This window comes from Pseudomonas sp. 67(2021), assembly GCF_017491835.1.
Lineage (GTDB): Bacteria > Pseudomonadota > Gammaproteobacteria > Pseudomonadales > Pseudomonadaceae > Aquipseudomonas > Aquipseudomonas atacamensis.
Genome location: NZ_JAFGYL010000009.1, coordinates 155,552 through 174,852, shown reverse-complemented (window position 1 = coordinate 174,852; position 19,301 = coordinate 155,552). Strand labels below are relative to the sequence as shown.

The 19,301-nt window shown below is 60.0% G+C and carries 20 protein-coding genes; 10 read left to right on the top strand and 10 right to left on the bottom strand.

All coding sequences use genetic code 11. The features are described 5' to 3' along the window. The first annotated feature begins 44 nt into the window (after positions 1 to 44). From J5M66_RS14030 to rlmF, 5 genes are all read left to right on the top strand, one after another. The gene (locus J5M66_RS14030) at positions 45 to 1,535 is read left to right on the top strand and encodes a leucyl aminopeptidase (protein WP_039759172.1); all 1,491 of its coding nucleotides are present in this window, start codon (positions 45 to 47) and stop codon (positions 1,533 to 1,535) included. A 57-nt stretch (positions 1,536 to 1,592) separates the two neighbouring features. Further along, positions 1,593 to 2,021, top strand: a complete 429-nt coding sequence (locus J5M66_RS14025; protein ID WP_056783088.1) for a DNA polymerase III subunit chi — start codon at positions 1,593 to 1,595, stop codon at positions 2,019 to 2,021. Between the two features lie 8 nt (positions 2,022 to 2,029). Then, complete coding sequence (locus tag J5M66_RS14020) at positions 2,030 to 2,428, top strand: DNA polymerase III subunit chi (RefSeq protein WP_110647046.1); 399 nt, start codon at positions 2,030 to 2,032, stop codon at positions 2,426 to 2,428. Between the two features lie 128 nt (positions 2,429 to 2,556). Further along, a complete protein-coding gene (locus J5M66_RS14015) occupies positions 2,557 to 5,403 on the top strand; it encodes a valine--tRNA ligase (RefSeq protein WP_016771570.1) in 2,847 nt (948 codons plus the stop codon). A 233-nt stretch (positions 5,404 to 5,636) separates the two neighbouring features. Then, positions 5,637 to 6,656, top strand: a complete 1,020-nt coding sequence (gene rlmF, locus J5M66_RS14010; protein ID WP_016771571.1) for a 23S rRNA (adenine(1618)-N(6))-methyltransferase RlmF — start codon at positions 5,637 to 5,639, stop codon at positions 6,654 to 6,656. A 134-nt stretch (positions 6,657 to 6,790) separates the two neighbouring features. Here rlmF and J5M66_RS14005 read toward each other — a convergent pair whose 3' ends face one another. Next, the gene (locus J5M66_RS14005) at positions 6,791 to 7,072 is read right to left on the bottom strand and encodes an HU family DNA-binding protein (RefSeq protein ID WP_003221909.1); all 282 of its coding nucleotides are present in this window, start codon (positions 7,070 to 7,072) and stop codon (positions 6,791 to 6,793) included. A 395-nt stretch (positions 7,073 to 7,467) separates the two neighbouring features. Here J5M66_RS14005 and yejK point away from each other — a divergent pair, with 395 nt between their 5' ends. Together yejK and J5M66_RS13995 are read left to right on the top strand one after the other, a co-directional pair. After that, positions 7,468 to 8,472: a nucleoid-associated protein YejK gene (gene yejK, locus J5M66_RS14000; protein WP_016771572.1), complete on the top strand. Its 1,005-nt coding sequence runs from the start codon at positions 7,468 to 7,470 to the stop codon at positions 8,470 to 8,472. Continuing rightward, complete coding sequence (locus J5M66_RS13995; RefSeq protein WP_122610751.1) at positions 8,472 to 8,822, top strand: glutaredoxin family protein; 351 nt, start codon at positions 8,472 to 8,474, stop codon at positions 8,820 to 8,822. Before yejK ends, J5M66_RS13995 begins: the two co-directional genes overlap by 1 nt. Positions 8,823 to 8,939: 117 nt before the next feature. Here the strand turns inward: J5M66_RS13995 and J5M66_RS13990 are convergent, their stop codons facing one another. The 5 genes from J5M66_RS13990 to J5M66_RS13970 all read right to left on the bottom strand — a co-directional run bounded on the left by J5M66_RS13990 (position 8,940) and on the right by J5M66_RS13970 (position 12,918). Next, entirely contained in the window at positions 8,940 to 9,875 is a 936-nt protein-coding gene (locus tag J5M66_RS13990) for a glutathione S-transferase family protein (RefSeq protein ID WP_122610752.1), read from the bottom strand. 84 nt (positions 9,876 to 9,959) lie between these two features. Further along, positions 9,960 to 10,262 carry a GIY-YIG nuclease family protein gene (locus J5M66_RS13985; protein ID WP_064364404.1) on the bottom strand — a complete coding sequence of 101 codons (303 nt, stop codon included), beginning with the start codon at positions 10,260 to 10,262 and terminating at the stop codon, positions 9,960 to 9,962. Positions 10,263 to 10,303: 41 nt separating this feature from the next. Beyond that, positions 10,304 to 10,774: a nuclear transport factor 2 family protein gene (locus J5M66_RS13980; protein ID WP_071174467.1), complete on the bottom strand. Its 471-nt coding sequence runs from the start codon at positions 10,772 to 10,774 to the stop codon at positions 10,304 to 10,306. 190 nt (positions 10,775 to 10,964) lie between these two features. Continuing rightward, positions 10,965 to 12,269: a CynX/NimT family MFS transporter gene (locus J5M66_RS13975; RefSeq protein ID WP_207808442.1), complete on the bottom strand. Its 1,305-nt coding sequence runs from the start codon at positions 12,267 to 12,269 to the stop codon at positions 10,965 to 10,967. Continuing rightward, the gene (locus tag J5M66_RS13970; protein ID WP_207808445.1) at positions 12,259 to 12,918 is read right to left on the bottom strand and encodes a FadR/GntR family transcriptional regulator; all 660 of its coding nucleotides are present in this window, start codon (positions 12,916 to 12,918) and stop codon (positions 12,259 to 12,261) included. The genes J5M66_RS13975 and J5M66_RS13970 overlap by 11 nt, the downstream gene beginning before the upstream one ends. A gap of 166 nt (positions 12,919 to 13,084) precedes the next feature. Here J5M66_RS13970 and J5M66_RS13965 point away from each other — a divergent pair, with 166 nt between their 5' ends. Together J5M66_RS13965 and J5M66_RS13960 are read left to right on the top strand one after the other, a co-directional pair. Continuing rightward, entirely contained in the window at positions 13,085 to 13,396 is a 312-nt protein-coding gene (locus J5M66_RS13965) for a type II toxin-antitoxin system MqsR family toxin (RefSeq protein ID WP_122610756.1), read from the top strand. Next, positions 13,393 to 13,881, top strand: coding sequence for a type II toxin-antitoxin system MqsA family antitoxin (locus J5M66_RS13960; protein WP_207808447.1), 489 nt, complete (start codon positions 13,393 to 13,395; stop codon positions 13,879 to 13,881). The genes J5M66_RS13965 and J5M66_RS13960 overlap by 4 nt, the downstream gene beginning before the upstream one ends. A 51-nt stretch (positions 13,882 to 13,932) precedes the next feature. On the opposite strand, the gene J5M66_RS13955 is transcribed toward J5M66_RS13960, so the two are convergent. The 4 genes from J5M66_RS13955 to J5M66_RS13940 all read right to left on the bottom strand — a co-directional run bounded on the left by J5M66_RS13955 (position 13,933) and on the right by J5M66_RS13940 (position 18,095). Further along, complete coding sequence (locus tag J5M66_RS13955; protein ID WP_016771581.1) at positions 13,933 to 14,697, bottom strand: amino acid ABC transporter ATP-binding protein; 765 nt, start codon at positions 14,695 to 14,697, stop codon at positions 13,933 to 13,935. 13 nt (positions 14,698 to 14,710) lie between these two features. Then, positions 14,711 to 15,805: an amino acid ABC transporter permease gene (locus J5M66_RS13950; RefSeq protein ID WP_024011693.1), complete on the bottom strand. Its 1,095-nt coding sequence runs from the start codon at positions 15,803 to 15,805 to the stop codon at positions 14,711 to 14,713. Positions 15,806 to 15,815: 10 nt separating this feature from the next. Then, positions 15,816 to 16,997, bottom strand: coding sequence for an amino acid ABC transporter permease (locus J5M66_RS13945; protein ID WP_071174462.1), 1,182 nt, complete (start codon positions 16,995 to 16,997; stop codon positions 15,816 to 15,818). A 66-nt stretch (positions 16,998 to 17,063) separates the two neighbouring features. After that, the gene (locus J5M66_RS13940; RefSeq protein WP_016771583.1) at positions 17,064 to 18,095 is read right to left on the bottom strand and encodes an amino acid ABC transporter substrate-binding protein; all 1,032 of its coding nucleotides are present in this window, start codon (positions 18,093 to 18,095) and stop codon (positions 17,064 to 17,066) included. A 468-nt stretch (positions 18,096 to 18,563) separates the two neighbouring features. On the opposite strand from J5M66_RS13940, the gene J5M66_RS13935 reads away from it, so the two are divergent. Then, positions 18,564 to 19,220 (top strand): alpha/beta fold hydrolase, encoded by a 657-nt coding sequence (locus J5M66_RS13935; protein ID WP_122747670.1) that lies wholly within the window; start codon positions 18,564 to 18,566, stop codon positions 19,218 to 19,220. The last annotated feature ends 81 nt before the right edge of the window (positions 19,221 to 19,301 follow it).

Below are 19,301 nucleotides of genomic sequence, written 5' to 3'. Positions count from 1 at the left end.
ACGTCGAGCGCCTGCGTGTTGACCATTCATTCAGGGATCCGGACATGGAACTGGTTGTAAAAAGCGTTAGCCCAGAAACGTTGAAAACCGCCACCCTGGTGGTTGCCGTCGGCGAAGGCCGCAAACTCGGTGTCGCCGCCAGACTGGTCGACGAGTCGAGCGGTGGCGCGATCAGCGCCGTGCTCAAGCGTGGCGACCTGGCCGGCAAGGTCGGTCAGAGCCTGCTGCTGCACAGCCTGCCGAACCTGAAAGCCGAGCGCGTGTTGCTGGTCGGCGTGGGCAAGGACGAAGAACTGGGCGACCGTCCGTTCCGCAAAATCGTTGCCGGCATCCTCAACACCCTCAAAGGCCTGGGCGGCGGTGATGCCGTGCTGGCGCTGGATGAAGTCATCGTCAAAGGTCGCGACAGCTACGGCAAGACTCGCCTGCTGGCAGAAACCCTGGTCGACGGCGGCTACACCTTCGACCAGTTCAAGAGCCAGAAAGCCGAACCGCGCGCCCTGAAGAAAATCACTCTGCTGACCATCAAGGCTGCGCAAGCCGAAGTGCAGCGCGCCGTGAATCACGCCACCGCGATTGCCAATGGCATGGCCTTCACCCGCGATCTGGGCAACCTGCCACCGAACATCTGCCACCCGACCTTCATGGGCGAACAGGCCAAGAACCTGGGCAAAGAGTTCAAGGATCTGAAAGTCGAAGTACTCGACGAGAAGAAGATCAAATCCCTCGGCATGGGCTCGTTCTACGCCGTGGGCCAGGGCAGCGCCCAGCCGCCGCGCCTGATCGTCATGCAATACAACGGCGGCAAGAAATCCGAGAAGCCATACGCGCTGGTCGGCAAGGGCATCACCTTCGACACCGGCGGCATCAGCCTGAAGCCGGGCGCCGGCATGGACGAGATGAAATACGACATGGGCGGCGCTGCCTCCGTGTTCGGGACCTTGCGCGCAGTGCTTGAGCTGAAACTGCCGATCAATCTGGTGTGCATCCTCGCCTGCGCCGAAAACATGCCGAGCGGCAATGCTTCGCGGCCGGGCGATATCGTCACCACCATGAGCGGCCAGACCGTGGAAATCCTCAACACCGACGCCGAAGGCCGTCTGGTGCTGTGCGATGCACTGACCTACGCCGAGCGCTTCAAGCCACAAGCGGTGATCGACATCGCCACCCTGACCGGTGCTTGCGTAGTGGCCCTGGGCGCGCACACGTCCGGCCTGCTGGGCAACAACGACGAGCTGATCGACCAGTTGCTCAGCGCCGGCAAGGCTGCCGACGACCGCGCCTGGCAACTGCCGCTGTTCGATGAGTATCAAGAGCAGCTGGACAGCCCGTTCGCCGACATCGCCAACATTGGCGGGCCGAAGGCCGGCACCATCACTGCCGCCTGCTTCCTGTCGCGCTTCACCAAGAACCTCAACTGGGCGCACCTGGACATCGCCGGCACGGCATGGACCAGCGGCGGCAAGGACAAAGGCGCCACTGGTCGTCCGGTTCCACTGCTGACCCAGTACCTGCTGGATCGCGCCAAGGCCTGAAACCGCTGAAAGGTGGCGTCACTCTCGGGTGACGCCACTTGCCGCTCTGGAACCGCAATGACCAAAGTCGACTTCTATATCCTGCCCAGCGCCGATCCATCAGCGCGCCTGGATTTCGCCTGCAAGCTCACCGAGAAAGCCTGGCGCATGGGCCACCGCATCTACCTGCATTGCAGCGATGCGGCCCAGCGCGACGATCTCGATGCGCGGCTGTGGGCATTCAAGGGCGAAAGTTTCGTGCCTCACGGCCCTGCCGACAGTGAGCCCGACGGTTTGATCGTGCTGGGACACGGGGCAGACTGCGGTGAGCACCAGGATCTGCTGGTCAATCTCGATCTGAAAGTCCCGGCCTTCGCCAGCAAATTCGCCCGCGTGGCGGAAGTGGTGGTGGAAGATCCGACCATCCGAGCGGCGGCGCGGGAGAGTTTCCGTTTCTACCGCGAACAGGGCTATTCTCTGCAAGACCACCGTTTACAGCGACTCTGAGCACTCCAATGGACACTCCGAAACCGCAACAGAAGTCCGCACACCTGCTGGACGATCTCGAATCGATCCGCCAGTTGCTCGGCGATGACAACCTGCAACCGCCGCTGTTGACCGATACGGTCGATGACAGCGAACAGGAACAGATTCCAATGCTGTTCGACTCCGTCGGCAACCAGCCGGCGGCCGTCGAGCCGCCACCAGCGCCGCCGGCTGCCCCGGCTGCCGCACCGGTCGATAAAGGCCCGGACGCCTTGCTGCACCTGGACAGCGAACTGCGCGCCGCCGCGCAATTGATCATGCAAGACGTGATCGACGACTTCGCCCCGCACATCGAGACCGAAATCAAACGCCGCCTCGATGCGCGGATGGAGCGGCTGCTCGCCGCAGCTGCAAGCGGCAAGCTTTAAGCTGCAAGCCAAAGCCAAAGCAAATCCGCCGTGCTCCTCTTGAAGCTTGCAGCTTGTGGCTTGTGGCTGTCCCCACGGCTATACTTCCCGGCTTTTCCTGAATAAATGCCAATAGGGTCCCGCCGCGCATGGATAAGACCTACCAGCCGCACGCCATTGAAACTTCCTGGTACAAGACCTGGGAGTCCGAGAACTACTTCGCCCCGCAAGGCGCGGGCGAGTCCTACACCATCATGATCCCGCCGCCGAACGTCACCGGCAGCCTGCACATGGGTCACGGTTTCAACAACGCGATCATGGACGCGTTGATCCGTTTCCGCCGCATGCAGGGTCGCGATACCCTGTGGCAGCCGGGCACCGACCACGCCGGTATCGCCACGCAGATGCTGGTTGAGCGCCAACTCGAAGCCCAGGGCCAGAATCGTCACGATCTGGGCCGGGAAAAATTTCTCGAGAAAGTCTGGGAGTGGAAAGATCAGTCCGGTGGCAACATCAGCCGGCAGATCCGTCGTCTCGGCTCGTCCGTCGACTGGAGCCGCGAGCGCTTCACCATGGACGACGGCCTCTCGGAAGCGGTCAAGGAAGCCTTCGTGCGTCTGCATGAGGACGGCCTGATCTACCGCGGCAAGCGTCTGGTCAACTGGGACACCAAACTGCACACGGCGATTTCCGACCTCGAAGTGGAAAACCACGAAGAGAAAGGCTTCCTGTGGAACCTGAAATACCCATTGGCCGATGGTGTGAAAACCGCCGAGGGCAATGACTTCCTGATCGTCGCCACCACCCGTCCGGAAACCATGCTCGGCGACTCCGCCGTCGCGGTTAATCCGAACGACGAGCGCTACAAAGCCCTGATCGGCAAATTCGTCGAGCTGCCACTGGTTGGCCGGCGCATCCCGATCATCGCCGACGATTATTGCGACCCTGAATTCGGCACCGGCTGCGTGAAAATCACCCCGGCCCACGATTTCAACGACTACGAAGTCGGCAAGCGCCACAACCTGCCGCTGCTGAACATCTTCGACAAGAACGCCAACGTGCTGCCTGCCGCGCAGGTGTTCAACCTTGACGGCACGCTGAACGAGAGCATCGACGGCAAGATTCCGGCGGAGTTCGCCGGGCTGGAGCGTTTCGAGGCGCGCAAGCAGATCGTCGCCGCGTTCGACGCTGCCGGTCTGCTGGTGAGCGTCAACGATCACAACCTGAAAACGCCGAAAGGCGATCGCTCCGGCACGGTCATCGAGCCGTGGCTGACCGACCAGTGGTACGTATCGACCAAGCCTCTGGCCGAGCCGGCGATTGCTGCCGTTGAAGACGGTCGCATCCAGTTCGTGCCCAAGCAGTACGAAAACATGTACTTCTCGTGGATGCGCGACATCCAGGACTGGTGCATCAGCCGTCAGCTGTGGTGGGGCCACCGGATTCCGGCCTGGTACGACGAGTCGGGCAAGGTCTACGTCGGTCGCGACGAAGCCGAAGTGCGTGCCAAGCACAACCTCGGCCCGGACGTTGCGCTGCAACAGGACAACGACGTACTCGACACCTGGTTCAGTTCCGGCCTGTGGACCTTCTCGACCCTGGGCTGGCCTGAGCAGACCGAGTTCCTGAAGAAATTCCACTCCACCGACGTGCTGGTCACCGGTTTCGACATCATTTTCTTCTGGGTTGCCCGGATGATCATGATGACCATGCACCTGATGAAGAACGAAGACGGCACGCCGCAGGTTCCGTTCAAGACCGTGTACGTACACGGTCTGGTACGCGACGGCCAGGGCCAGAAGATGTCCAAGTCCAAGGGCAACGTCCTTGACCCGCTGGACATCATCGACGGCATCGACCTGGAAACCCTGGTGCAGAAGCGCACCTCGGGCCTGATGCAACCGAAACTGGCGAAGAAGATCGAGAAAGCCACCCGCGAAGAATTCGCCAATGGCATCGAAAGCTACGGCACCGACGCCCTGCGCTTCACCTTCTGCTCGCTGGCCTCGACCGGTCGCGACATCAAGTTCGACATGGGTCGCGTCGAAGGCTATCGCAACTTCTGCAACAAGATCTGGAACGCCGCGCGTTACGTTCTGGACAAGGGCGAAGATTGCGGCCAGAACGGCGAAGCCTACGAGCTGTCGCTGGCAGATCGCTGGATCATCTCGCAGCTGCAACGCACCGAAGCCGAAGTGACCCGCCAACTGGATCAGTTCCGTTTCGACCTCGCCGCGCAAGCGTTGTACGAGTTCATCTGGAACCAGTACTGCGACTGGTATCTGGAACTGTCCAAGCCTGTGCTGTGGGACGAGAACGCGCCGGTCGAACGTCAGCGCGGTACTCGCCGGACGCTGGTGCGCGTGCTGGAAGTGGCGCTGCGTCTTGCGCATCCGTTCATGCCGTTCATCACTGAAGAAATCTGGCAGCGTATCGCGCCGCTGGCCGGTATTCAGGGCAAAACGATCATGCTGCAGCCTTGGCCGGTGGCCAACGAAGAGCGCATCGATCCGGCGGCGGAAAACGACATCGAATGGCTCAAGGAACTGATGCTCGGCACGCGCAACATTCGTGGCGAGATGAACATCGGCCCGGGCAAGCCACTGCCGATCTTCCTGAAGAACGTCAGCGCTGAAGACCAGCGCCGCCTGAGCGAGAACGAAGCGCTGCTGAAGAAGCTGGCGCGTCTGGAATCGATCACCGTGCTCGCCGCTGGCGAAGAAGCACCGCTGTCCGCTACCGCACTGGTGGGCGAGATGGAAGTGCTGGTACCAATGGCCGGTCTGATCGACAAGGGCGCGGAACTGGCGCGTCTGGACAAGGAAATCCTGCGTCTGCAGGGCGAAGTCCAGCGGGTTGGCGGCAAGCTCTCCAACGCAGGATTCGTCGACAAGGCCCCGGCCGAAGTCATCGAGAAGGAACGCGCCAAACTGGCCGAGGCCGAACAGGCCCTGGGCAAACTGGCCGAGCAGCACGCGCGGATTGCCAGCCTGTAACGGCAAATCGCACTGAAAAAGGGAGGCCCAAGTGGCCTCCCTTTTTTATTCCTGCAAAATCTCGAATCCCCTGTGGGAGCGAGCCTGCTCGCGAAACCGGCGTGTCAGCCGACAAATCTGTCAGATGTAAAACCGCGTTCGCGAGCAGGCTCGCTCCCACAGTTTGAACGGTGTTGCCTTCAGATGTGGGACAATGCCCGCCACTTTCAGCCATACCCGAATCGACCACGCCCATGACCGCCCCCCGCACACCCAAACCTGCGCGCAAGAAGCCTGACGCCGCGTCCCCGAGCAAAGCCGTCGAGCCGCGCGAGAAGGCCAGCCTGCATCCGCGCAATCGCCATCAGGGTCGTTACGACTTTCCGGCACTGATCAAGACCACGCCGGAACTGGCCAAGTACGTGATCACCAACCCGTACGGCAAGGAAAGCATCGACTTCGCCAGCCCCGACGCGGTGCGGGTGTTCAATCGGGCGCTGCTCAAGGCGTTCTATGGCATTCAGCATTGGGACATCCCGGCGGACTACCTCTGCCCTCCGGTTCCGGGGCGTGCCGACTATGTGCACTTTCTCGCCGACCTGCTGGCGAGCATGAACGACGGTAAGGTGCCGCGCGGCGCGATCGTCAATGTGCTGGACATCGGCATGGGCGCCAACTGCGTTTATCCGCTGATCGGCAACAGCGAATATCGCTGGCACTTCCTCGGCTCGGAGATCGACCCGACAGCCGTGGCGGCGGCTCGAGCCATCGTGCAGTCCAATGATCTGAGCAAAGTGATCCAGCTGCGCCAGCAGGAAAACCGCAAGCACATCCTCATCGGCTTGCTGGAGCCGGGCGAGCGTTTCGACCTGACCATGTGCAACCCGCCGTTCCACGCTTCGATGGAAGAAGCGACCAAGGGCAGCGAGCGCAAGTGGCGCGCCTTGGGCAAGGCCGACCCGAAACGCAAGCTGCCGGTGCTGAACTTCGGCGGGCAATCGGCGGAGCTGTGGTGTGAAGGCGGTGAAGCGCGCTTCGTGACGCAGTTGATTGCCGAGAGCGCGAACTTCCAGCACAAGGTGTTGTGGTTCAGCACCCTGGTGTCGAAGGCCTCGAACCTGCCGGCCATCGAGACGGCACTGAAGAAGGCCGGCGTGCTGGAAAGCCAGGTCGTGGAGATGTCGCAGGGGCAGAAGCAGAGCCGCTTTGTCGCCTGGACCTTCCAGACCAAGTCCGAGCAGCAGATCTGGCGGCGTGAGCGCTGGGTGCGCTAAGGCGCTGTAGATCGACCTGTGGGAGCGAGCCTGCTCGCTCCCACATTGGCCCTGCGATTCAGTCGCCAAATCACAGACACAAAAAAACCGTGCCCCGGATCACTCCGAAGCACGGTTTTTTTTATCGCTGCGTCTTACTTGTTCACAGCGTCGGTCAGGCCTTTGGCCACAACCAGCTTGATCACTTTCTTTGCAGGGATTTCGATGGCAGCGCCAGTCGAAGGGTTACGGCCGGTGCGGGCAGGACGCTCGGTCACTTTCAGCTTGCCGATACCTGGCAAGGTGATTTCGCCGCCGTTTTCCAGCTGATCGGCAACGATTTGGCCCAGTTGGTCCAGAGCGTTACGCGCGGTGGTTTTCGGCGCGTCGATAGCTTCAGCGATGTCGGCGATCAGTTGGTCTTTAGTAAGAGCCATGTAGTGTTCCTTCCCTATCAAATTCATATGGATTGCAGAGTGCAGTGTCAGCCATCGAGCCCGATCTTCTGGATCTGGCACCCTCGGCGATAACCACGACGAGTCGGGTTATAGATGCCGAAATCAGGGTTTGGTTCGACCTGACAAATGCTGAATGCACGCTTAACGCAGTGACTTCGCGTAAGACCGGGCAAAACTAGCACAGCGACAAGGAAATATCCGCCTCTAGCTACCCATTTGGTCAGCTTTATTGCGCTAAATCGGTAAAAAACCGCTTAAGGCTGGGCGCGCGCCCCGGTTTTGCCCTGCAACCCGCGCCAAAACCAGTGGTTGCGGTACACTGAGCGCTTTTTCGGGGGAGCCTGCCCTCCTCCCTTCCAACAGCCGAGAAGCCCATGCCGATCCGTCATTGCATCGTCCACCTGATCGACAAAAAACCCGACGGCACGCCCGCAGTTCTGCACGCCCGTGACTCTGAACTGGCCGAGTCCGCCGCCATCGAAAACATGCTCGCCGACCTCAACGAAAGCTACAACGCCAAACAGGGCAAAGCCTGGGGCCTGTTCCATCCGGAATCCGGCGCGTTCCCGTTCAGCGGCTGGCTGAAGGAGTACATGGACGGCGGCCGTGACTTCACCGCGTTCAGTAAAGTGGCGGTCGAGCATCTGCAGAAGCTGATGGAAGAATCCAACCTGTCGGTGGGCGGCCACGTGCTGTTCGCCCACTATCAGCAAGGTATGACTGACTATCTGGCGATCGCCCTGCTGCACCACAGCGAAGGTGTGGCGGTGACCGATGAGCTCGACGTGACGCCTTCGCGCCATCTCGACCTTGGCCAGTTGCATCTGGCAGCGCGGATCAACGTTTCCGAGTGGCAGAACAACAAGCAGTCCAAACAGTACATTTCGTTCATCAAGGGCAAGAATGGCAAGAAGGTCTCGGAATATTTCCGCGACTTCATCGGCTGCCAGGAAGGCGTCGACGGCCCCGGCGAGACCCGCACCCTGCTCAAAGCCTTCAGCGACTTTGTCGAGAGCGAAGACCTGCCGGAAGACTCGGCCCGCGAGAAAACCAAGACTCTGGTCGACTACGCCAGCAGCCAGGCCAAGCTCGGCGAACCGATGGGCCTTGAGGAGCTGTCGGAGCTGATCGACGAAGAACGCCCGAAGGCCTTCTACGATCACATTCGCAACAAGGACTACGGCCTCTCGCCAGAGATTCCGGCAGACAAGCGCACCCTCAATCAATTCCGCCGCTTCACCGGCCGCGCCGAAGGCCTGTCGATCAGCTTCGAAGCGCATCTGCTGGGGTCGAAGATCGAGTACGACGAAGAGAACGGCACTTTGATCATCAAAGGCCTGCCGACTTCGCTGACCGACCAGCTGAAGCGGCGTAACTGATGCTCGGCAACGTGCTGAAAAAAGTCGCCCTGGTACTGCTGGTGGTCGTGGTCTATCAGAACTGGGGCAAGATCGAGCGGGTGTTCAACCCCGCGCAAATGGTTTCTGAGCAGACGCGGGCGCAAGCCAATGTCGTGCTCTATGCCACCGACTGGTGCGGCTACTGCAAACAGACCAAACGCTTTCTCGACAGCAAGGGCATACCGTTCAAGGAGTTCGACATCGAGAAGGATGCCGATGCGCGCAAGGCGTATGAGGCATTGGGTGGACGCGGGATTCCGCTGATTGATGTGAACGGTACGTTGATTCGCGGGTTTGATCCGGAAGAAATCCTCGCTGCCCTGAAATAACCAATGTGGGAGCGAGCCTGCTCGCGAAAGCGCTGCATCAGCCAACAACAATGTTGAATGATCCATCGTCTTCGCGAGCAGGCTCGCTCCCACAGGTTTTGCCGCTGACTTGATAAATCAGCGCGCCTCGATACGGAACCCAAAGCGCGGAAAGTGCACATGCACCACGCCGCCACGTTCGTCTTCACGGCGAATGATCAGCTCTTCACGGCCAGCAAACAGCAGCTCGCCCACCACCGGATCAACGCCGTAATCGATAGCGGCAATTGCCACTTGCTGGCCCGCCTTGAAGCCGTTCGGATCAACGAACCGCTCATCCGGCAATGCCGCTGGCGTCGCGTTACGCGCGACCTCCAGTGCCTCGGCGGAAGACATCTCGCTCGCTGCGCCATGGCCGAACCCCAACACTCGACCCAGCCACGCCGCCACCGCCGGATATTCATCCACCAGCGGCGCCGTGACGTGCGTCGCCTTGAGGAACCACAGCGGATGCGCCAGGGCGAAGTCGGCAATCGATGGCTCGCCGAAGAGGAAGTCGCCCTGCTCGCGCTGCAACTGCTGCTCCAGACGCGCCATGATCGTCGGCCACTGATGTTTGGCCTGCTCGGCGGACAAACGCGTGGCACTGCCGCCGCTGAACAAGCCGGCGCGGTCGGCGAGGAATGCCTTGATCGCTTCCGGAGGCAATTTGCCGAAACGCACCGCCACCGATTCCGGCTGGAACACCAGGCTCACGGCGTGCTGGAACACCACCGAATCGGCCCACGCCGCAAAACTGGCGCTGGTCATTTCCTGGCCCTCGGGGAAGAACGCCGGCAGGGCTTTTTCCTGTTCCAGGCGTCGAGCGATCAGTGCGGTGTCGCAATAGATGTCAGCACCGATCTGCAACACCGGAGTCTTGCGGTAGCCACCGGTCAATGCCGTCAGATCCGGCTTTGGCATCACCGGGGAAATATGCACCGAACGCCAGGACAGGCCTTTGAAACCCAGCAGCAGGCGGGCCTTCTCGGCAAATGGAGAGGTCGGGTAATGGTGCAGAATCAACTCGGACATGCTCGGCTCCGCCGCTCAGATAGTGAGCCCGCAGCTTAGCGTGCATTGGATTAGCAGCCTACAGATCTGCCTGATGGGAACCAATCAGTCAGATTGATAAGACGCGACGAGGCATTCCTTGGCGCTTTTGCGCAGCTTCTTGATCAGCCGTTCCTGGCGCAAAGCATCGCTTTTGTCGCGGCAAAGTTCGGTGTAGACCAGCGCCATCGCCGGGCTGGAGAGAAAGAACCGCGCGCCCTTGCCGCTCTGGTGCTTGGCGAAACGCCGCACCGGGTCGTCGCTGATTCCGCAGTACAACGAGCCGTTGGCGGCACGCACGAGGTAGACGAACCAGGATTTGCTCACTGGTTCGGCAACATCGACGGTTTTTTCGCTAAGGCTGGTCACTTGGGTGGTCTGAACGTGTAGGAAAACAGGCTGCGATCTTATCAGCGCCCGGCCTGAAATGCCTTCAGTCCCTTGCGCGCCTGGGCGCGCACGGCGTTGCGTACCAGCGGCGTCCAGCCCAGCAGCAGGCCTTTGAAACCGAGCGCCTGGCGCGACCAGCGCCATAGATCGAAGTGGTCGTGGTGCTCACAGATCTTGCCGTCACGGAACACGAAACGCGCCTGGATATCGTTGATGACGATGTTGCCGGTCTGGCTGAACAGGTAAGTCGCCACCCAATGCGCGCCGCCGCTGCGCTCGTCGGCGCGGACATTGTCAAAAGTCAGGGAAAAATCCTTGGCACGGGTGGTGAGCATGCGCCACATGTCGCCGGCATCGCGCCCGCGCAGTTCACCAAAGGCCGGATCACTGAAGACCACGTCATCGGTGTAGCAGGCGGCCATGGCTTCGGCGTCGAGGCGCTGAAAAGCTTGGTAGAAGCGGGTGATCAGGGCGCTGTGGGCTTCGCTCAAGGCAGTCTCCAAAAAAATAGGTACAGATTGCCAGCACCATAATCTGCCGCGCGCAGAAACACTATCGGCAATACGCAAAACCCTTGTGGGAGCGAGCCTGCTCGCGAAGGCAATTCAACATTCAACATCCATGTTGACTGAAACACCGCTTTCGCGAGCAGGCTCGCTCCCACATTTGCAGTCAGTGCATTCAGATCTTTTCGCTTTGCACCTGCACATACAGCGCACGCCCGGCACCCAGCCCGGCGAGGATTGCACCGGCGCCGATAATGCCGAAAATCCAGCCCAGCGCATTCCAGCCGCCGGTCCAGTCATGCACCACGCCCACGGCAAACGGCCCCATGGACGCCAGGGTGTAGCCAAAACCCTGGGACATGCTCGACAGGTTCGCCGCGACATGGGAATCGCGCGAGCGCAGCACGATCAGGGTCAGGGCCAGACTGAACGTACCGCCCTGCCCCAGGCCGAGTAGAATCGCCCAGCCCCACAGACCTTCGATCGGTGCGTACAGGCAGCCGAACAGGCCGGCCAGGGTCAGTGCCATCACCACGACGATCGCCAGGCGCTGATCCTTGCCCCGGGTCGCCAGCCACGGCGCGGCCAGCGAGCTGGCCAGTTGAATGATCACCGAACCGGACAGCACCAATCCGGCCTGAGTCGGTGTCAGCCCGCGCCCGATGAGGATCGACGGCAACCAGCCAAACACGATGTAGGCCAGCGACGATTGCAGGCCCATGTACAAGGTCACCTGCCAGGCCAGCGGATCACGCAGCAACCCGCGCACGCGATAGGCGACGTTGTGTGCGCCATGTTTGGAGCCGACTTGTGGCAGCCAGAATACCGCCGCCACCAATGCCGGAATCACCCAGAACCCCAGGCCCATCGCCCAGCTGTTGCCGAAGTATTCACTCAGCGGCACAGTCGAACCCGCCGCCATCGCCGCGCCCAGGCACAGCGCCATGGTGTAGACGCCGGTCATGGTCCCGGCGTGTTTGGCGAAGTCGCGCTTGACGATGCCCGGCAGCAGCACGCCGACGATGCCGATGCTGGCGCCGCCAAGGACGCTGCCGGCGAACAGGCCGATCTCGCCGAAATTGCTGCGCAGGATGATGCCGCCGGCCAGTGTCAGCAGAATCCCCAACACCACCCGCTCAGCACCAAACCGCCGCGCCAGAATCGGCGCCAGCGGTGCGAACAAGCCCAGGCACAGCACCGGCAACGTGGTCAGCAATCCCGCCTGCGCCGCAGACAGCTCGAGGCTCCTGGAGACCTCGCTAAGCAATGGCGCCATGCTCGACAACGCCGGGCGCAGGTTCAGCGCCACCAGAATCAACCCGAGCAGCAGCAACCATGGACGTTTCACCAACGGATGGCTTTGCTGCACCTGCTCGTCATCAGCCTCGGCATCGATCAGCAGCTCTTCAAGTTCGCGGGTGCGCTTCGACGCTGTGGATAACTCACTGCGGGACATGGTCTTCTCGGTTTCAAGGTTCATTGATCAGCTGCCTCGACAAGGCTTTGGCCCGTTCCGGGTCGCGTTGCTCGACCGCATCGAGCAAGTCGATGTGCAGATCGAACACTTCCTGACGGCGCGGGGTGATATTCAGGGTCTGGCGCAATTGCGCGCCGACGATGCTGGAGAAGTAGCGATACAACTCGCTGAGGGTCGGGTTGTGCGCGGCGTCGACCAGTCGGCGATGGAACACCAGATCGCAGGCGATATAGGTGTCGAGATCGCCGTGGTAATGGCTGCCGCTGGTGCCGAGCGCTTCACGCAGCGCCGCCAGATCCTCATCGGTACGGCGCAACGCGGCCAGGCCGATGGCCTCGACTTCAAGGATGTGCCGGGTCTCCCGGGCCTGCTCCAGCGAACAACGCGATAGCGCTTTAAGTGTGTCGAGCGGGTCGACCAGCGCACGAAGATAACTGCCGTCGCCCTGGCGAATTTCGATCAATCCCGAAAACGCCAGAACACGCATCGCCTCACGCACCGTGTTGCGGCTGATACCCAGCTCGGCGCACAGCTCAGGCTCGGTCGGCAGACGCTCGCCGACCTGCCACGCACCGCTGTTGATGCGTTGACGCAGTTGATCCAAAGCCTGATCGACCAGGGATCGCTTGATCAAAGGGGAAATTTCGGACATGAGCCTCGCCTTTTCATCCAATCATAGGATGAATTTTCCGACATGTTAGTCAGACCCATGTAGGACGGCAACCACCTAGGGTCAATCGGAGACACATGGAGCGGCATTTTCGATTGGTCAAAATTACCCTTTAAGGGTAATTTCAGGGACAGGGTTTTGGCTTCTTATGGAAAAGAACACACCCCATTACGACTTGGCGGTGATCAAGTCTGAAGTGAGGCGACTGGGTCAAAATGCTTTCACCAAAACTTCAGTAAGGTCAGCTGAGAAGCTCGGCTTCAATGTCAGCGAAATGCAGGAGATTGTTTTCGAGCTACAAACCAGGATGTTGTACAAATCGATGACTACTTATGAGGATCATCGAATCTGGCAAGACGTGTATCACATCAATTCACGAGATCAGGAGATTTACATCAAGGTGACATACCGCCCCGGCGGCAGCCCACCGGTGATCTCCTTCAAGGAGAAAAACCCATGAAAACCCAGCAATGTGTCAGCTGCGGTGCACGTGAGGGAATGAGGCATTTTCAGGGGCGCGGCGAAACCCTGAAAGTCAAAGGCATGGAGCGGCGTGTGGATGATCTTTCTGGCTGGGAGTGCCAGAACTGCGGTGAGGTCGAATGGGACGCCGATACCGATAGCGCGGAACGTTATTGCGACGCAGGTGATGAGTTGGTCATCGCTGCCAGGAAAATGATCGGCGACGAGATGAAGCTGATTCGCCGCAAATTGCATCTGACGCAAAAAGAGACGGTGCAACTGCTATCTGGGGGTGGGCATAACGCATTCTCTCGCTACGAGCGCGGCGAAATCTTGCCGCCCAAGGCACTCATACTGCTGATGCGTTTATTGGATCGTTACCCATATTTGCTAACCGATGCAAAGACTCTCGGCGAAGGTGCAGATTTGAGAGGTTTCGAGCACATCGTCCACAAAGAACATCAATCCCTTTCGGTTTCCTGACCCCGAAAAAACAACCCGGCACATGGCCGGGTTGTTTTCACTTATCAACCATCAATGCAAAATCTGACTCAAGAACAACTTGGTCCGATCATTCTGCGGATTGTCGAAGAAATCGTTCGGCGCGGCCTGTTCAACGATTTCGCCCTTGTCCATGAAGATCACGCGGTTGGCCACGGTGCGGGCAAAGCCCATTTCGTGGGTCACGCAAAGCATGGTCATACCGTCTTCGGCCAGACCGATCATGGTGTCGAGAACCTCTTTCACCATTTCCGGATCGAGCGCTGAAGTCGGCTCGTCAAACAGCATGATTTTCGGCTTCATGCACAAGGCGCGGGCGATCGCCACACGCTGTTGCTGACCGCCGGACAGTTGCCCCGGGTACTTGTGCGCCTGCTCCGGAATGCGTACGCGCTCCAGGTAATGCATGGCGATTTCTTCGGCCTTGCGCTTGGGCATCTTGCGCACCCACATCGGCGCCAGGGTGCAGTTCTGCAGAATGGTCAGATGCGGGAACAGGTTGAAGTGCTGGAACACCATGCCGACTTCGCGGCGGATCGCTTCGATCTGCTTGAGGTCGTTGGTCAGTTCCACGCCATCGACGACGATGCGCCCCTGCTGGTGTTCTTCAAGACGATTGAGGCAACGGATCGTGGTCGATTTACCGGAACCCGACGGGCCGCACAGAACGATGCGCTCGCCCTGTTTGACGTTGAGGTTGATGTCTTTGAGTACGTGAAACTGGCCGTACCACTTGTTCACGCCCTGCATCTGGATAATGCCTTCCGGACCCACAGGCTTTTTGATTGCTTCGCTCATTTACAGAGAACTCCTAACGCTTGTGGCCAGTGTCGAGCTTGCGTTCCAGATGCATGGAATAGCGCGACATACCAAAACAGAAAATCCAGAACACCAGGGCGGCGAACACGTAGCCTTCGGTGGCCATGCCCAGCCATTTCGGGTCGGCGGCGGCTTGCTTGACGCTGTTGAGCAGGTCAAAGAGGCCGATGATGATCACCAGGCTGGTGTCCTTGAACAGCGCAATGAACGTGTTGACGATGCCCGGAATCACCAGCTTCAGCGCTTGCGGCAGGATCACCAGGCCCATCGAACGCCAGTAACCGAGGCCCATCGCCGCGGCCGCTTCGTACTGACCTTTAGGGATCGCTTGAAGACCGCCACGTACCACCTCAGCCACGTACGCCGACTGGAACAGGATCACGCCGATCAGCGCCCGCAGCAGCTTGTCGAAGTTCATGCCTTCGGGCAGGAACAGCGGCAGCATCACCGAGGACATGAACAACACCGTGATCAACGGCACGCCGCGCCAGAACTCGATGAAAGTCACGCAGACCACACGAATCGCCGGCATATTGGAACGCCGTCCCAGCGCCAGCACGATGCCCAGCGGCAATGCTCCGGCGATGCCGACGGTGGCGATCACCAGGGTCAGCATCAGGCCACCCCACTGGCTGGTCGGCACGGTGGTCAGACCGAAACCGCCGTGCAACAAGATGAAGGCGATGATCGGGTACAGCACCAGGAAGCTCAGGCCGTACACCGCTTTACGCGGCACGCGCGAGATGAACAGCGGTGCTGCGCCAATGACCGCCAGCCACACGGTCAGATCAACGCGCCAGCGCAGCTCGGTCGGGTAGTAGCCGTACATGAACTGGCCGAAGCGCTGCTGAATGAACACCCAGCAGGCGCCTTCCTTGGTGCAGTCGGCGCGAGTGGTGCCGACCCAGTTGGCATCGACGATCGCCCAGCTGAGGATCGGTGGCACGACCAGGTAGATCAGGTAGAACGCAAACAGCGTCAGCAAGGTGTTGAGCCAGCTGGAGAACATGTTCGCGCGCATCCACGCCACCACGCCGATGCTGCTGTTCGGTGGAGGCATGTCGGGTTTGAAAGTATGAGTACTCATGCGCTTTTCCTTACCGCTCGATCAGCGCAATGCGCTTGTTGTACCAGTTCATCAGCAGGGAAATGCTGATACTGATCGCCAGGTACACGCTCATGGTGATGGCAATCACTTCGATGGCCTGCCCGGTCTGGTTGAGCACGGTGCCAGCGAACAGCGAAACCATTTCCGGGTAACCGATACCGGCCGCCAGCGAAGAGTTCTTCGCCAGGTTCAGGTATTGGCTGGTCAGCGGCGGAATGATCACGCGCAGGGCTTGCGGGATGATCACCTTGCGCAGGGTCGGGCCGTTGCGCAGGCCGAGGGAACGCGCTGCTTCGGTCTGGCCGTGGCTGACCGACTTGATCCCGGAACGTACGATCTCGGCGATGAACGCTGCGGTGTACACGGTGAGCGCCAGGGTCAATGCCAGCAGTTCCGGGATCAGCACCCAGCCACCGACAAAGTTGAAGCCCTTGAGCTCGGGCATTTCCCAGTGCAGCGGAGCGCCGAAGATCAGCGCGCACAGGGTCGGGATCACCAGCGCAATTGCCAGGCCGGTCCAGAACTTGTGGAACGGTACGCCGGTTTCTTCGAAGCGCTTGTTGGCCCAGCGGCACATCAGCACGATGCCGACAATGGCCAGGACGATGCTGATCACGAACGCCCAGAAGCCGTCGGCAGCGAGTGCGGCCGGCATGTTCAGGCCACGGCTGCTGACGAAGAAGGTGTCGCCGAAGTTGTGGCTGTTGCGCGGCCCCGGCATGGTCAGGAACACCGCGAAGTACCAGAACAGGATCTGCAGCAGCGGCGGAATGTTGCGGAATACTTCCACATACACCGTCGCCAGTTTGGCGATGATCCAGTTCTGCGACAGCCGCGCCACGCCGACGATGAAACCGAGAATCGTCGCCAGGATCACGCCGATAAAGGTCACCAACAGGGTGTTGAGCAGGCCGATGACAAACACCCGCGCGTAACTGTCCGCTTCGGTGTAGTCGATCAGGGTTTGAGCGATGCCGAATCCGGCACTGCGCTCCAGAAAGCTGAAGCCGGAGGTGATGCCCCGGTGCTGAAGGTTGGTTTGCGTATTGTCGAACAGGTACCAGCCAAGCGAGACCACCGCCACAACGGTGATGATCTGGAATAGCCACGCACGCACTCGTGGATCGCTGAGGCTGAGCCTCTGCTTTGGTGCGCCGATTGAATTTTGCATGAAGTGCCCCGGAAGAAATGGAACAAGAACATCACCCGGCGGTTGGCCCGCCGGGCGATAGAACCATTAGCGCACTGGTGGTGCGTACTGAATGCCGCCGTTGTTCCACAGGGCGTTCAGGCCACGGTCGATTTCCAGCGGAGTGCTCTTGCCGAGGTTTTTCTCGAAGATTTCGCCGTAGTTGCCGACCTGCTTGACGATCTGCACAACCCAGTCTTTCGGCAGTTTCAGGTCTTTGCCGTACTCGCCGTCAGCGCCGAGCATACGGGCCACGTCCGGGTTCTTGGTGGACTTGGCTTCAGCTTCGACGTTCTTCGAAGTGATGCCGGCTTCTTCGGCATTGAGCAGCGCGTAGCCGACCCAACGCACGATCGCCAGCCACTCGTCGTCGCCGTTACGTACGACCGGGCCCAATGGTTCCTTGGAAATGGTTTCCGGCAGCACCACGTAGTCCTTCGGCGAGGCCAGCTTGCTGCGCTGGGCGAACAGCTGGGACTTGTCGGAGGTCAGCACGTCGCAACGACCGGATTCCAGCGACTTGGCGCTTTCATCGGAGGTGTCGAAGGTGATCGGGGTGTATTTCAGACCGTTGCCACGGAAGTAGTCGGAAACGTTCAGTTCGGTGGTGGTACCGGCCTGGATGCAGATGGTCGCGCCGTCGAGCTCTTTGGCACTTTTCACGCCCAGCTTGTTGTTCACCAGGAAGCCGATGCCGTCGTAGTAGGTGATGAAGCCCGGGAATTTCAGGCCCATGCCCGCGTCACGGGAACTGGTCATGGTGGTGTTGCGCGACAGGATGTCGATCTCGCCGGACTGCAGCGCGGTGAAGCGCTCCTTGGCGTTCAACTGGCTGAACTTGACCTTGTTGGCGTCGCCGAAAACGGCTGCCGCAACAGCGCGGCAGACGTCAGCATCGATGCCGAGAATCTTGCCGGTCGCATCCGGTACCGAGAAGCCCGGCAGACCGTCGCTCACGCCACACTGCACGAAACCTTTTTTCTGTACCGCATCCAGGGTTGCACCCGCCTGAGCGAACCCGCTGACGCCGAGTACTGCTGCAGCAGTCACGACCGCCAGAGTGGATTTCAACATCTTCATTCAAACCTCCAGTTTTGCTCTTGTTGTGTCGGAGCTTGAGTCCTGTCGCACCCTTTTGAGGCGTTGTTGACCCGTGTTGGCTTTTTTTGGGGTCAACCGACGTAAGACCTTCGCTATGAGTCTAGTAGGAGAAAATCCACATCATGGATCACTCACTTCTCACCAATCGGCCGAACGGGCTGTAGCCCTTTCACGTTCGCTAAGCCCGTTGAGGCCATTGGCGAACATCCATCACCGGATTCGTTGCTATCCCATCGTGCGACTGACACTGATAGTGTTACCGCCGCGCAACGGATGCTTCGTACGCAAAGCTTCATAGCAAACGCCGTACCACACCGCTTGCGAAAGTGATTGCGCGACACGTCAATAGCTAAACTTGTAACCTTGCGACATCTTGTTAACGGATCAACCGGGCGCGCACTTCAATCACGCACTCAATGAGAGCGCCCGCACATTTTTGGAGCAGACATGACCGAGCCCTTGATTCTTCAGCCTGTTAAGCCCGCAGACGCCTGCGTGATCTGGCTGCACGGCCTCGGCGCCGACCGTTACGACTTCCTGCCGGTAGCCGAGGCATTGCAGGAAAGTCTGTTGAGCACGCGCTTTGTGCTGCCGCAGGCACCGACCCGTCCAGTGACGATAAATGGCGGATATGCCATGCCCAGCTGGTATGACATCAAGGCCATGAGCCCGGCCCGGGCGATCGATCGCGACGAACTGGAAGCGTCGGCAGAGCGCATCATCGAGCTGATCGAAAACCAGCGCGCCAGCGGAATAGACGCCTCGCGGATTTTCCTTGCCGGGTTTTCGCAAGGCGGCGCGGTGGTATTGCATACCGCGTTCCTTAAATGGCAGGGACCGCTGGGCGGGGTGCTGGCGTTGTCGACGTACGCACCGACATTCAGCGACGAACTGGAGTTATCCGCCAGTCAGCAGCGTATTCCGGTGCTGTGTCTGCACGGGCAGTTCGATGGCGTGGTGCAGAACTCGATGGGGCGCACTGCCTATGAGCATTTGGTGAAGCATGGTGTCACCGTGACATGGCAGGAATACCCAATGGAGCACGAAGTGTTACCTGAAGAGATTCGCGACGTCGGCGTCTGGCTGAGCGAACGCCTGCGCTGATTCGCGAGCAATGTCCGCCCATTGATCCCTCCTACTACGCCGCGCCCGATTCTTGCATTACACTGGCCGGCGTACATTCCT